Annotated in this window: 12 protein-coding genes and 1 pseudogene; 6 read left to right on the top strand and 7 right to left on the bottom strand. The window is 71.6% G+C overall.

Annotated elements, in window-relative coordinates:
• Positions 1-4: 4 nt before the first annotated feature.
• Positions 5-1,003 carry a magnesium/cobalt transporter CorA gene (gene corA, locus QQM39_RS36700; protein WP_302001901.1) on the bottom strand — a complete coding sequence of 333 codons (999 nt, stop codon included), beginning with the start codon at positions 1,001-1,003 and terminating at the stop codon, positions 5-7.
• A gap of 62 nt (positions 1,004-1,065) precedes the next feature.
• On the opposite strand from corA, the gene QQM39_RS36705 reads away from it, so the two are divergent.
• The 4 genes from QQM39_RS36705 to mshC all read left to right on the top strand — a co-directional run bounded on the left by QQM39_RS36705 (position 1,066) and on the right by mshC (position 4,583).
• Positions 1,066-1,752: a histidine phosphatase family protein gene (locus tag QQM39_RS36705; protein WP_302001902.1), complete on the top strand. Its 687-nt coding sequence runs from the start codon at positions 1,066-1,068 to the stop codon at positions 1,750-1,752.
• Between the two features lie 118 nt (positions 1,753-1,870).
• On the top strand, positions 1,871-2,461 hold the full coding sequence (locus tag QQM39_RS36710; protein WP_302001903.1) for a DUF3090 domain-containing protein: 591 nt from the start codon (positions 1,871-1,873) through the stop codon (positions 2,459-2,461).
• Entirely contained in the window at positions 2,425-3,243 is an 819-nt protein-coding gene (locus tag QQM39_RS36715) for an SCO1664 family protein (RefSeq protein ID WP_302001904.1), read from the top strand. The genes QQM39_RS36710 and QQM39_RS36715 overlap by 37 nt, the downstream gene beginning before the upstream one ends.
• Positions 3,244-3,353: 110 nt before the next feature.
• Complete coding sequence (mshC, locus tag QQM39_RS36720) at positions 3,354-4,583, top strand: cysteine--1-D-myo-inosityl 2-amino-2-deoxy-alpha-D-glucopyranoside ligase (RefSeq protein WP_302001905.1); 1,230 nt, start codon at positions 3,354-3,356, stop codon at positions 4,581-4,583.
• A gap of 89 nt (positions 4,584-4,672) precedes the next feature.
• Here mshC and QQM39_RS36725 read toward each other — a convergent pair whose 3' ends face one another.
• The 3 genes from QQM39_RS36725 to QQM39_RS36735 are packed head-to-tail and all read right to left on the bottom strand — an operon-like array spanning position 4,673 to position 6,882.
• On the bottom strand, positions 4,673-5,692 hold the full coding sequence (locus QQM39_RS36725) for a hypothetical protein (RefSeq protein WP_302001906.1): 1,020 nt from the start codon (positions 5,690-5,692) through the stop codon (positions 4,673-4,675).
• On the bottom strand, positions 5,689-6,336 hold the full coding sequence (locus QQM39_RS36730; RefSeq protein ID WP_302001907.1) for a hypothetical protein: 648 nt from the start codon (positions 6,334-6,336) through the stop codon (positions 5,689-5,691). Before QQM39_RS36730 ends, QQM39_RS36725 begins: the two co-directional genes overlap by 4 nt.
• A gap of 27 nt (positions 6,337-6,363) precedes the next feature.
• A complete protein-coding gene (locus tag QQM39_RS36735; RefSeq protein ID WP_302001908.1) occupies positions 6,364-6,882 on the bottom strand; it encodes a hypothetical protein in 519 nt (172 codons plus the stop codon).
• 311 nt (positions 6,883-7,193) lie between these two features.
• Here QQM39_RS36735 and QQM39_RS36740 point away from each other — a divergent pair, with 311 nt between their 5' ends.
• A complete protein-coding gene (locus tag QQM39_RS36740; protein WP_302001909.1) occupies positions 7,194-8,177 on the top strand; it encodes an SMP-30/gluconolactonase/LRE family protein in 984 nt (327 codons plus the stop codon).
• A 58-nt stretch (positions 8,178-8,235) separates the two neighbouring features.
• On the opposite strand, the gene QQM39_RS36745 is transcribed toward QQM39_RS36740, so the two are convergent.
• The 3 genes and pseudogenes from QQM39_RS36745 to QQM39_RS36755 form a co-directional block, all read right to left on the bottom strand.
• A complete protein-coding gene (locus tag QQM39_RS36745; RefSeq protein ID WP_302001910.1) occupies positions 8,236-9,225 on the bottom strand; it encodes a PAC2 family protein in 990 nt (329 codons plus the stop codon).
• Positions 9,226-9,400: 175 nt separating this feature from the next.
• Positions 9,401-10,072, bottom strand: coding sequence for a FadR/GntR family transcriptional regulator (locus QQM39_RS36750; protein ID WP_302001911.1), 672 nt, complete (start codon positions 10,070-10,072; stop codon positions 9,401-9,403).
• A 70-nt stretch (positions 10,073-10,142) separates the two neighbouring features.
• Positions 10,143-10,988: pseudogene (locus QQM39_RS36755) on the bottom strand (amidohydrolase family protein); the annotation flags it as partial.
• 301 nt (positions 10,989-11,289) lie between these two features.
• Here QQM39_RS36755 and mtnA point away from each other — a divergent pair.
• Complete coding sequence (mtnA, locus tag QQM39_RS36760; RefSeq protein WP_302003856.1) at positions 11,290-12,321, top strand: S-methyl-5-thioribose-1-phosphate isomerase; 1,032 nt, start codon at positions 11,290-11,292, stop codon at positions 12,319-12,321.
• Positions 12,322-12,338: the final 17 nt, after the last annotated feature.

The following is a 12,338-nucleotide window of genomic DNA, read 5'->3' on the forward strand; positions in this document are numbered from 1 at the left end:
GGTTCTACAGCCAACCCCGGCTCTTGAACAGCCGGTACAGCAGCACCTCCAGGGCGGCCATGCCCGCAATCAGCAGCGGATACGACCACATCCAGTCCAGCTCCGGCATGTGGTCGAAGTTCATGCCGTAGATCCCCGCGACCATGGTGGGGACCGCGGCCATGGCCGCCCACGCGGAGATCTTGCGCATGTCGTCGTTCTGCCGGACGCTCATCTGCGCCAGATGCGCCGACAGGACGTCGGAGACGAGCCGGTCCAGGCCCTCCACGGACTCGTTCACGCGCGTGAGGTGGTCGCTCACGTCCCGGAAGAAGGGCTGCGCCTTCTCGTGCACGAAGGGCACGCGCGCGCCGAACATGCCGGTGCCCGCGAGCCGGGACAGGGGCTGCGCCAGGGGGCCGCTGGCCCTGCGGAACTCCAGGATCTGCCGCTTGAAGGCGTAGATGCGGGACGCCGTGTGCCGGGAACCGCCGCCGGTCGGCGAGAACACCTCCGTCTCCAGCTCCTCCAGGTCGGTGCTCAGCTCGCCCGCCACCTCCACGTAGTGGTCGACCACGGCGTCGGCGACCGTGTACAGCACGGCCGTGGGACCGTGCCGGATCATCTCCGGCTCGTGTTCGAGACGCTGCCGTACGGCCCCCAGGGGCGCCTCCTCGCCGTGCCGGACGGTCACCACGAACGAGTCGCCGATGAAGACCATGACCTCGCCGGAGGAGACGATGTCGCTCTTCGGCTCGTACCCGACCGGCTTGAGGACCATGAACAGCGAGTCGTCGTACACCTCCAGCTTCGGCCGCTGATGCGCCTTCAGGGCGTCCTCGACCGCCAGCGGATGCAGTCCGAACTCCTGCGTGACGCGGTCGAACTCGTTCTCCGTGGGCTCGTAGAGGCCGATCCAGACGAACGCGTCGTCCTGCAGACGGCACAGATCCAGGGCGTCGGAGAGGTCGTCCGGCCCTTCCGTCCGGCGCCCGTCGCGGTAGATGGCGCAGTCGACGATCACGGAGCGTATTCTCCCGCCGTCCGCCCGCGTGCGCACCCCCTGGTACGCCTACGCTGGGCGGCATGCCCACGCTGATCCTGGTCCGGCACGGACGCTCCACCGCCAACACCGAGGGGGTGCTCGCCGGGTGGACGCCCGGCGTCGCCCTCGACGAGCGCGGGGCCGCGCAGGCCGCCGCGCTGCCCGAACGGCTCGCCCAGCTGCCGATCTCCGAGGTCGTCACGAGCCCGCTGCAGCGCTGCCAGGAGACGATCCGGCCGCTGCTCGACGCCCGGCCCGAGCTCACCGCCCACACCGACGAGCGGATCGGGGAGTGCCACTACGGCGACTGGTCCGGCCGCAAGCTTGCCGAGCTGGCGGACGAGCCGCTGATGGAGGTCGTCCAGGCGCATCCCTCGGCGGCGGCGTTCCCCGGCGGTGAGTCGATGCGGGCGATGCAGACCCGGGCCGCCGAGGCCGTACGGGAGTGGAACGCGCGCGTGGAGCGCGATCACGGCGCCGACGCCGTGTATGTGATGTGTTCGCACGGCGACATCATCAAGTCCCTTGTCGCGGAGGCACTCGGTCTTCATCTCGACCTCTTCCAGAGGATTTCCGTTGAACCGTGTTCCATCACCGCGATCCGCTACACACGCCTGAGGCCGTTCCTCGTACGCCTCGGGGACACCGGTGATTTCGCGTCCCTCGCCCCGCGCGAGGAACCGCCGGCCGACGACGCGACGGTCGGGGGCGGCGCGGGCGCACCGTGATCGTCCGGCGCAGTAGGGTGAAGCGGTCGAAGTAGCGCTCGTACTCACGATTTCGCCGTACTCACGATTTCGCCGTACTCACGATTCGCCGTACTCACGATTCCAATGGAGACAGGACGTGTCCCGTCAGGTGTTCCTCTACGACCCCCCGGACCGTTTCGTGGCCGGTACGGTCGGGCTTCCCGGACGCCGTACGTTCTTCCTCCAGGCCACCGCAGGCTCCCGGGTGACCAGCGTGGCCCTGGAGAAGACCCAGGTCGCCGCCCTCGCCGAGCGCATGGACGAGCTGCTCGACGAGGTCGTACGGCGTAGTGGCGGCAGCGCCGCCGTCCCCGCCGTGGCGCCCACCGAGATCTCCGACACCGCCCCGCTGGAGTCCCCCGTCGAGGAGGAGTTCCGCGTCGGCACCATGGCCCTGGCCTGGGACGGCGAGGAGCAGCGCATGATCGTCGAGGCGCAGGCCCTCGTGGAGCTCGACGCCGACACCGAGGAGGACCTCGCCGAGGCCGAGGAGCGGCTGCTCCAGGACGAGGAGAACGGACCCCCGATGCTGCGGGTCCGGCTCACCGGCGCGCAGGCCAGGGCCTTCGCCAAGCGCGCCCTGGACGTCGTCAACGCCGGGCGGCCGCCGTGCCCGCTGTGCAGCCTCCCGCTCGACCCGGAAGGACACGTATGTCCGCGCCAGAACGGATACCGCCGCGGAGCGTGACCCCGGTGGACCTGCTCGTCGAGGGCGAGCTGACCGTGCGCGGGCGCATCCGCGAGGCGTCCAACGCGGCGCTGTTCTGCACGGTCGCGTACGAGGGGCAGGAGGCGTCCTGCGTCTACAAGCCGATCGCCGGTGAGCGGCCGCTGTGGGACTTTCCCGACGGGACGCTCGCGCAGCGCGAGGTCGCCGCGTACGAGGTCTCCGAGGCGACCGGCTGGGGGCTCGTACCGCCCACGGTGCTGCGGGACGGGCCGTACGGCGAGGGCATGGTCCAGCTGTGGATCGACGTGACGCCCGAGGCCGAGCTGCTCGCCCTGGTCGACGGCGAGGAGCCCGAGCCCGGCTGGAAGGCGATCGGCTTCGCCGAGGTCGGCGAGGGCAGGACCGCGCTGCTGGTGCACGCCGACGACGAGCGGCTGCGGCGGCTCGCCGTCCTGGACGCCGTGATCAACAACGCCGACCGCAAGGGCGGGCACCTGCTGCCCACCGAGGGCGGCCATCTGTACGGCATCGACCACGGGGTCACCTTCAACGTCGAGAACAAGCTGCGGACGCTGCTGTGGGGCTGGGCCGGGGAGCCGCTGACGGCGGAGGCGGTCGAGGCGCTCGGCGCCCTGCGGACCGGGCTGCAGGAGGGCGGTGAGCTGGCCGTACGCCTGACCGGGCTGATCACCGCCGCCGAGGTGGAGGCCACACGCGCGCGTGTCGAGGCGCTGGTGACGTCCGGGAAGCATCCGGAACCGAGCGGGGAGTGGCCGGCGATTCCCTGGCCGCCCGTCTAGCCCGGCCCCGGTCCGGCAGCACAATGGCCGGTATCCCGCAAGAAGGCCTCACCGGCCATCCGGCCCGGTCCGGTTCGTATCCGGAACATCCGTCCGGTTAGGCTCATGACATGTATGCCTGGCCCGCTTCTGAGGTCCCCGCCCTGCCTGGTCAGGGCCGCGACCTGAGGATCCACGACACCGCGACCGGCGGTCCGGTCACCCTCGACCCCGGTCCCGTCGCCCGTATCTACGTCTGCGGCATCACCCCGTACGACGCGACCCACATCGGTCACGCGGCGACCTACAACGCGTTCGACCTCGTGCAGCGCGTGTGGCTCGACACCAAGCGGCAGGTTCACTACGTCCAGAACGTCACCGACGTCGACGATCCGCTGCTGGAGCGGGCCGAGCGCGACAACATCGACTGGGTCGCCCTCGCCGAGAAGGAGACCGCCCTCTTCCGCGAGGACATGACCGCCCTGCGCATGCTGCCCCCGCGGCACTACATCGGCGCGGTCGAGGCGATACCCGGCATCGTGCCGCTCGTGGAGCGCCTGCGGGACGCCGGCGCCGCGTACGAACTCGAAGGGGACATCTACTTCTCCGTCGAGTCCGACCCCGACTTCGGCAAGGTGTCGGGCCTCGACGCCGCCGCGATGCGACTGCTGTCCGCCGAGCGTGGCGGCGACCCGGACCGTCCGGGCAAGAAGAACCCGCTCGACCCGATGTTGTGGATGGCCGCCCGCGAGGGCGAGCCCAGCTGGGACGGCGGTTCGCTCGGGCGCGGACGGCCCGGCTGGCACATCGAGTGCGTCGCCATCGCCCTCGACCACCTCGGCATGGGCTTCGACGTCCAGGGCGGCGGCTCCGACCTGGCCTTCCCGCACCACGAGATGGGTGCCTCGCACGCCCAGGTGCTGACCGGCGAGTTCCCCATGGCCAAGGCGTACGTCCACGCCGGCATGGTCGCCCTGCACGGCGAGAAGATGTCCAAGTCCAAGGGGAACCTGGTCTTCGTGTCGCAGCTGCGGCGCGACGGCGTCGACCCCGCCGCCATCCGGCTCGCCCTCCTGGCCCACCACTACCGGGCCGACTGGGAGTGGACCGACCAGGTGCTTCAGGACGCCGTCGCCCGTCTCGACCGTTGGCGGGCCGCGGTCTCCCGGCCCGACGGGCCGCCCGCCGAGGCGCTCGTCGAGGAGACCCGCGAGGCCCTCGCGAACGACCTGGACGCCCCGGCCGCGCTCGCCGCGGTCGACCGCTGGGCCGCGACGCAGGAGGAGCGCGGCGGTACGGACACGGGCGCCCCCGGTGTCGTATCGCGGGCCGTCGACGCGCTGCTGGGCGTGGCTCTGTAACCACGGCCACCACGGCGGACAGACACGAGAGGGGCGCTTCCTCCCGCCGGAGGAAGCGCCCCGAGTGCGTCGCGGTGTGCGTCAGCCCGTCAGATCCGCTGGATGCGGACGCTGCGCAGCACGCTCGGCGACTGGGTGTCCCAGATGCCGATCACCTGGTGGCCGAACGCGAAGGCCTGCTGGATCTGCTGGTGCACCTGCGGGTTCGGGTTGTTGAGAACCCGGAACTGGTTGGTGATGCGCAGGAAGATCTGGTGCGGCTGCCCCTGGAGCGGGTGAACGATGTCGATGAAGCCGTTCGCCACACCGGAGGCGAGGGCCTGCGCCTGCACCTCCTGGACGACCTGCTGCACCGCCGCCAGCGCGACCTGCTGGAGCTGCTGCTGCATCTGCTGCTCGGCCTGCTGATCCTGCTGGCCCTGCTGCTGCCCGCCGAGAGGCTGGCCCAGCTGCTGCAACAGCTGCTGGAACGGCTGCTGCTGACCGAGCTGCTGGAGCTGCTCCAGGGAGCCGCTCATGCCGTACGGCTGCTGCTGGCCGTAGTTCTGCTGTTGCTGGTACGGCGACGTGCTGGGGAACTGCTGGCCCTGCTGTTGTCCCATGTGACTCATCTGCGGGGTGGTGCTCATACGGGTGTCACCTTCCCTTGATGTGATGGGCTGCGTCAGCCGGTGATGACCAGGCCGACGATCTCGTCGTCCGAGAACCACACTCGGACATCGGGCCGTCCTCCCGCGAAGGCGGTGTGGACCGCCTGGCGGATCTCCGGGGACGGATGATTGAGGTTGCGCCACCGAGCCGACCGCATGCGGCACCAGATGGGTCACCGCCGCCTTGATGTCGGGCCGGTTGCCGATCCGCTGGGAGGCGGGCCGGCCCGGCGCGTCCTGCTGCGGGGAGCCGGTGGCCCGCAGGACGGCGCGGGCACGGTCCGGGGACATCGGCTCCTGGCCCGCCGTCTTGAGCATGCCCTGCAGCGCGGCCAGTGCGCCGACCACGATCGGGGAGGCGGACGACGTCCCCGAGAACGTGTGGGTGTACCAGGCGATCTCCTCGGGACCGCCCTGCAGATCGCCGGGCTTGTCCCAGAAGCCGCCGGTCGTCGTCACCTCGCGCCCCCAGCCCTGGGCGTCCAGCCGGGCGCCGTAGTTGGAGAACGCGAGCCGTGAGCGGTCCGGGCCGTGGTCGCGGCCGTGGGTGCCGGGCGGCGGGGCGCCCGCGCGCCGACCAGGACGGCGCCGGAGGACGGGTTGAACGGGTTGCGCCAGGACTCCGGGAAGCCGTCCGGGCGGCGCTCGTAGACCGCGTCGTCGAGCGACTCGGCGCCGTTTCCCGCGGCCGCCACCACGAGGACACCCTTGGCGGTGGCGTAGCGGACGGCGGCGAGGTCGTCCGGCCACCACTCCAGCGGGATGTAGCCGCGCTGGTCGTCGCTGTCGGCGTACTCGAACCGGGGACCCGGGCGGTGCAGTTCGATCAGCAGGAGGTCGCCAGGGCTCAGCCGGTCGGCCGCCGCGTGGATCGCGGCCGCCGTGCCGATGCCCTGGAAGGACGCGGCCGCGGTCACCGTGTCGGGCACGATGCCGGTGACGCCGTATTCGCCCCGGTCGCCGCCGATCACCCCGATCACGGCGGTGCCGTGGTTGCGCCAGGCCAGGTCGGCCAGCGGCGTGCCGACGACGACGCCGGCCAGCTTGGCCGCCAGGTCCTCGTGCCCCAGCTGCCAGGAGCCCTCCACGTCGATCACGGTCACGCCCTGACCGGTGCCGCCGGGCCGCTGTCAGGCCCAGTGCGCGTCGACGCCCTCGGGCGCGGGCCGCAGATAGCCCTGCCGGCCGCTGTAGTCGGGCGTGACCGGCGCGCCCTCCTTCAGACGTCCGCTGTCCTCCCCGACCTGCCCGAGGGAGGCCGGCACCGCGCCCGGCTTCACATACGCCGAGTCGATCCCCGGCAGCGCGGCGATACGCGCCCGCAGCTCCTCGGCGCGGCTCTCCCCGCCGCGCACCCGGTAGAACAGCGCCAGGTCGGGCACGTCCTCGGTGCCGGCGGCCTGCTGAAGTCGCTCCTCGTTGCCGAACAGCGGCTCCAGCGCGAGTTGTTCGTCACTGAGGAACATGTCGAGAGCCGATGTGTCGGCGCCCGCCACCGACCGCACGCCCTCGGCCCTGGCGCGCAGCCCGGCCTTCGGGCGGGCGACGACGATCACTTCCCGCTCGGCTCCTCGGTAAGTGAATCCCGCTCCGTCGGGCCCCGGCCCGGAGGCTCCCGGGCCCTGCGCCGGCTGTGCCTGGTCGGTCATCGTCTGCCGCTCCCTTCGGTTCCTGCGGATCCCAAGTGCGGGTGGTGCGGCGCGCCTTCGGGGGACAACCAAGCACTCCCGGCCCGGTCCGTCCAGACCGCTTTCGCCAACTCGGTTTGAAGACAAGTTGAATTGGGCAACGTGAGCAATCCGTCCGAAAGAGATGTCACGCCACAATCGGGCCAGATGCTGTCCGGACGCTGTCGAGAGGCTGTCCCATGCTGCGGAGGCGGTCGGTGTGTGGTGGGGTGGAAGAGTCAGTTGACCGTTGGACCAGCTGTTGGCCGGTCCTGTCCGCGGAAGGACGCACCGTGGCCCCCGAACACCGCTCCTTCGCACCTCGTCCCACCCGCCGCGCACTCCTCGCGGCCGGCGCCGCCACCGCCGGCGCCGCACTCGTCGGATCCGCCGGCACCCCCGCCGCGGCGGCCGGAACAGCCGAGAAGAACCGGCCCTCCGTGATCCACCTCCCGAACGGCTTCCGCCCGGAGGGCATCACCATCGGCGGCGGACCGTACGCCTACCTCGGCTCGCTCGGCGACGGCTCGATCTACCGCGCCGACCTGCGCACCGGCGAGGGCGGCATCCTCTCCGCCGGCCCGGGCACGCCCTCGGTCGGCCTCAAACTCGACGACCGGGGACGCCTGTTCGTCGCCGGACGCGGCCAGGGCGCCCGCGTCGTGGACGCCCGCACCGGCCAGATCCTCGCCTCGTACGTCCTCACCACGGCGACCCCGACCTTCGCCAACGACGTGTTCCTGACCCCGCGCACGGCCTGGTTCACCGACTCCTACCAGCCCGCGCTGTACGCCCTGCCGCTCGGCCGGCGCGGCGAACTGCCGGACGCGGACGACCTCGTGACGATCACCCTGAGCGGCGACTGGAGCCAGGTCCCCGGCGAGGTCGTCAACGCCAACGGCATCACCCGCACCCCCGACGGCTCGGCCCTCCTCGTCGTGCAGTCCGGGGTCGGCGGCCTGCACCGCGTGAACCCGCGCACCGGCGTCACCGAGCTCGTCGACCTCGGCGACGCGGCCCCGCTCACCAACGGCGACGGCCTGCTGCTGATCGGGCGGACGCTGTACGTCGTACAGAACCGGCAGAACGCGATCGACGTGTTCAAGCTGGCCGCCGACGGCCGCAGCGGCGTCTTCCAGCGCCGCCTCACCGACCCGCTCTTCGACGTGCCGACCACGGTCGCCGCCCACCAGGGCCGCCTCTACCTGCCCAACGCGCGCTTCACGACCACCCCGACGCCGGAGACGACGTACGACGTGATCTCCGTGCCGGCGTGACGAGACCCGTCCCCGCGGAACGGAAGAGGGCGGTGCGCCCGGCGCACCGCCCTCTGCCTCACTCCTCCGATGACTCCGACGAACCCTCGTCGTCCGCGCCGCTCGGCTTCGGCGGCTTGGGCGGCTTCGTACGGCCGCTCGGATTGTCCCTCAGGAAGGGGCCGGCCTCCCCGCCGTCCGTGGCGTGCCCGCCCGCCGACGGGCCGCCGCCGTCCCGTCTGCGCAGATACCGCTCGAACTCGCGGGCGATCGCCTCGCCCGACGCCTCCGGCAGCTCCGCGGTGTCCCGGGCCTCCTCCAGCGACTGCACATACTCGGCGACTTCACTGTCCTCGGCCGCCAGCTGGTCCACGCCGACCTGCCAGGCGCGCGCGTCCTCGGGCAGTTCGCCGAGCGGGATGCGCACGTCGATCAGGTCCTCCAGGCGGTTGAGGAGGGCCAGCGTCGCCTTCGGGTTGGGCGGCTGCGAGACGTAGTGCGGTACGGCGGCCCACAGCGACACCGCCGGTACGCCGGCGTGCGTGCAGGCCTCCTGGAGGACGCCGACGATGCCCGTGGGGCCCTCGTACTTGGTCTCTTCCAGATCCATGCGGCGGGCCAGGTCCGGGTCGGACGTGGTGCCGCTGATCGGGACCGGACGCGTGTGCGGGGTGTCGCCGAGCAGAGCGCCCAGGATGACGACCAGCTCCACGCCCAGCTCGTGCGCGAAGCCGAGCAGCTCGTTGCAGAACGAGCGCCACCGCATGGACGGTTCGATGCCTCGGACGAGTACGAGATCACGTGGTTTGTCGCCGCCGACGCGGACCACCGACAACCTTGTCGTCGGCCAAGTGATCTTCCTCACCCCGGCGTCCATCCACACCGTGGGGCGGTTGACCTGGAAGTCGTAGTAGTCCTCGGCGTCCAGCGCCGCGAACACCTCGCCCTTCCACTCCCTGTCCAGATGCGCGACCGCGGTGGAGGCGGCGTCGCCGGCGTCGTTCCAGCCCTCGAACGCGGCCACCATGACCGGGTCGATCAGCTCGGGAACCCCCTCGAGCTCGATCACCCAGCGCCTCCTTCCGACGTGCCCTCGCTTGACCACACAACCTTACGGCGTGCGGCGGGGGCGCCCGCAGCCCCCTTGCACGGGGGAGTGAACGGATCACTGCCCCGTTCGCCACCGGGGAACACCCCACGGCCGTACGAGCTGTGTCCCGGCCTCGCCGCAGCGGACCGCCAGGTCACAGCGTCGACCGCAGCCACTGCTCCACACTCGCGATGTGCACCGTCGCCCACGACCGCGCCGCCTCCGCGTCCCGGTCCCGCAGCGCCTCCAGGATCGCCCGGTGCTCGTGCAGGGTCCGGCTCACCGCGTCCTCCTGGGTCAGCCCCCGCCAGATACGCGCCCGTGTCGTCGGCCCCGACAGGCCGTCGAGGAGCGAGCACAGCACCGAGTTCCCCGAGCTGTGCACGATGCCCCGGTGGAACTCCAGGTCGCAGGCGACGAGCTCCTCCACCGACGGGGCGTCGCCGAGCTTGTCCAACTGCTTGGCCAGCGCGTCCAGTTGCTGTTCGCTGATCCGCGACGCCGCCATCGCCGTGGCGGCCGGCTCCAGGATGCGGCGCACGGCGAGGAACTCCAGCACCGTGTCGTCGCGGTGGAAGTCGACGACGAAGCTCAGTGCCTCCAGCAGCAGCTGCGGGTCCAGGCTCGTGACATAGGTGCCGTCGCCCTGCCGTACGTCCAGGATCCGGATCAGTGACAGGGCGCGCACGGCCTCGCGCAGGGAGTTGCGGGACAGCCCGAGGTCGGCGGCCAGCTCGCTCTCCTTGGGGAGCCGGTCGCCGGGGCGCAGGGCGCCGGAGACGATCATGCCCTTGATCTTCTCGATCGCCTCGTCGGTGACTGCCATGGCGGCCCTCCTGGTCGTTCAGGATGCCGTGCAAGACATCCGACGTCTCAGCCCACATTATGCGGCCTGTTCAGACGAGCGCCTCCAGATCGGCGATCACCGCTTCCTCGTCCAGCGTCGTCAGCGCCCGGTCCCGCATCAGCACACGCCCGTCGACGACCGTGTCCCGCACGTCCGCCGAGTGCGCCGCGTACGCCAGGGTTGACCAGGGATCGTGCGGTGGACGCAGATGCGGGGCACTCAGGTCGAGCACGATCAGGTCGGCCCGCTTGCCGGTCTCCAGCGAGCCAAGCTGTTCCCCGAGCCCCAGCGCCCGCGCGCCCTCGATCGTCGCCAGGCGTACGGCACGCTCGGCGCCGACCGCCGTGGGGTCGCCGCCCGCCTTGTGCACCAGCGCCGCCTGCCGCACCGCCCCCAGCACGTCCAGGGTGTTGGGGCTGACGGCCCCGTCCGTGCCGAGCCCGACGGTCACCCCGGCGCTCGGCAGCCGGGGCACCGGTGCGATGCCGCAGCCCAGCTTCAGGTTCGACACGGGACAGTGCGCCACGGACGTGCCCGTGCGGGCCGGCGCCGCGATCTCCGGCCCGTTGAGCTCCACGGCATGGGCGAGCAGCAGGTCGGGACCGAGCAGCCCGAGGGAGTCGAGCAGTTCCACCGGCCGCTTGCCGTACCGCACCTCGACGGTGGCGACCTCGGTCGCGTTCTCGGCGGCGTGGATGTGCAGCAGCGCCCCGAACTCCCGTGCCAGGGCGGCGACTTCGGTGAGCTGGTCGGGGGAGAGGGTGTAGGTGGAGTGCGCGAAGACGACGGGGCGGACGCCGTGACGTGCCGGGCCGTGTGCCTCCAGGTCCCGGCGGGCCCACGCCATCCGCTCCTCGTAGGCGAGCTTGTCCGGCGGCTCGGGTACGTCCATGAAGGCGCGCTCGGCGATGAACGCGTGAGGTGAGAGCGGGCGACGCGAGAAGCGGCTGAGGTGGGGCGGCTCAGCGGGGACAGCCGTCGCCGGCACAGCGGCCGAAGTCCAGGAAGCGGCGCTTGGTGAGCAGCACACGTCCTCCTCGTCTCGGCCTGCGGGCTGCGCGGGTGGATGGACTGTACACCTGATGTTCGGACATTTGCTCGGCTGTCTCGAACTGTGGTTCCTCAAGGTCATGTACGGTGACGGACACCCACAGGAACAGCAGGAGTGTCCCCTTATGTCCCAGGAAGTGCGGCCCATGGCCGAGGAATTGCGTGCCGTCCACTGGACCGGAACCAGCCTCGCGCTGATCGACCAGACCGTGCTCCCGCACCGCACTGAGACGATGGACGTCCGCGACGTGGACACCCTGGTCGACGCGATCCGGCGGCTCGTCGTGCGCGGCGCGCCCGCGATCGGCGCCGCCGGGGCCTACGGCGTCGCGCTCGCGCTGCTCCAGGGCGAGCGGGAGGGCTGGTCGGCCGACGAGGTGCGCGCGGCTGTGGCCCGCGTCCGCGAGACCCGGCCCACCGCGGTCAACCTCATGGTGTGCGTGGACCGGGTCATGACCCGCTTCGACGAGGGCCTCGACGCGGTGCTGGAGGAGGCCGCCGCCGTCCAGCGCGAGGACGTCGAGGCGAACCGCGCCATGGGTGCCCACGGCGCCGACTGGCTGCTCGAACGCGTCGGCGCGGACCGGCCGTTGCGCATCCTCACCCACTGCAACACCGGCGCGCTCGCCACGGCCGGCTGGGGCACGGCACTCGGCGTCATCCGCGAACTGCACGCGCGCGGGCGACTGGAGGTCGTGTACGCCGACGAGACGCGCCCGCTGCTCCAGGGATCCCGCCTGACCGCCTGGGAGTTGGTCCAGGAGGGCATCCCGCACTACGTCCAGACCGACGGGGCCGCGGCGGGAACCATCCTGCGCGGCGAGGTCGACGCGGCGATCGTCGGCGCCGACCGGATCGCCGCCAACGGCGACACCGCGAACAAGGTCGGCACCGTGGGCGTCGCCCTCGCCTGCGCGGACGCCGGGATCCCGTTCCTGGTGGCGGCGCCCACGACCACCGTCGACCTGGCCACGAAGACCGGCGACGACATCCACATCGAACTCCGGGGCGAGGACGAGGTGCTGGAGTGGTCCGGCATGCGGACGGCTCCGGCCGGGTCGCGCGGGCACAACCCGGCGTTCGACGTCACGCCGGCGCGGCTGGTGACGGGACTGGTGACGGAGCGGGGCGTGCTGGAAGTGGCTTCCGGTCAACTGCCCGGCGCGTACCTGAAGTAGACGAAGAAGGGATCCCG

The organism is Streptomyces sp. DT2A-34 (genome assembly GCF_030499515.1).
Taxonomy (GTDB): Bacteria; Actinomycetota; Actinomycetes; order Streptomycetales; family Streptomycetaceae; genus Streptomyces.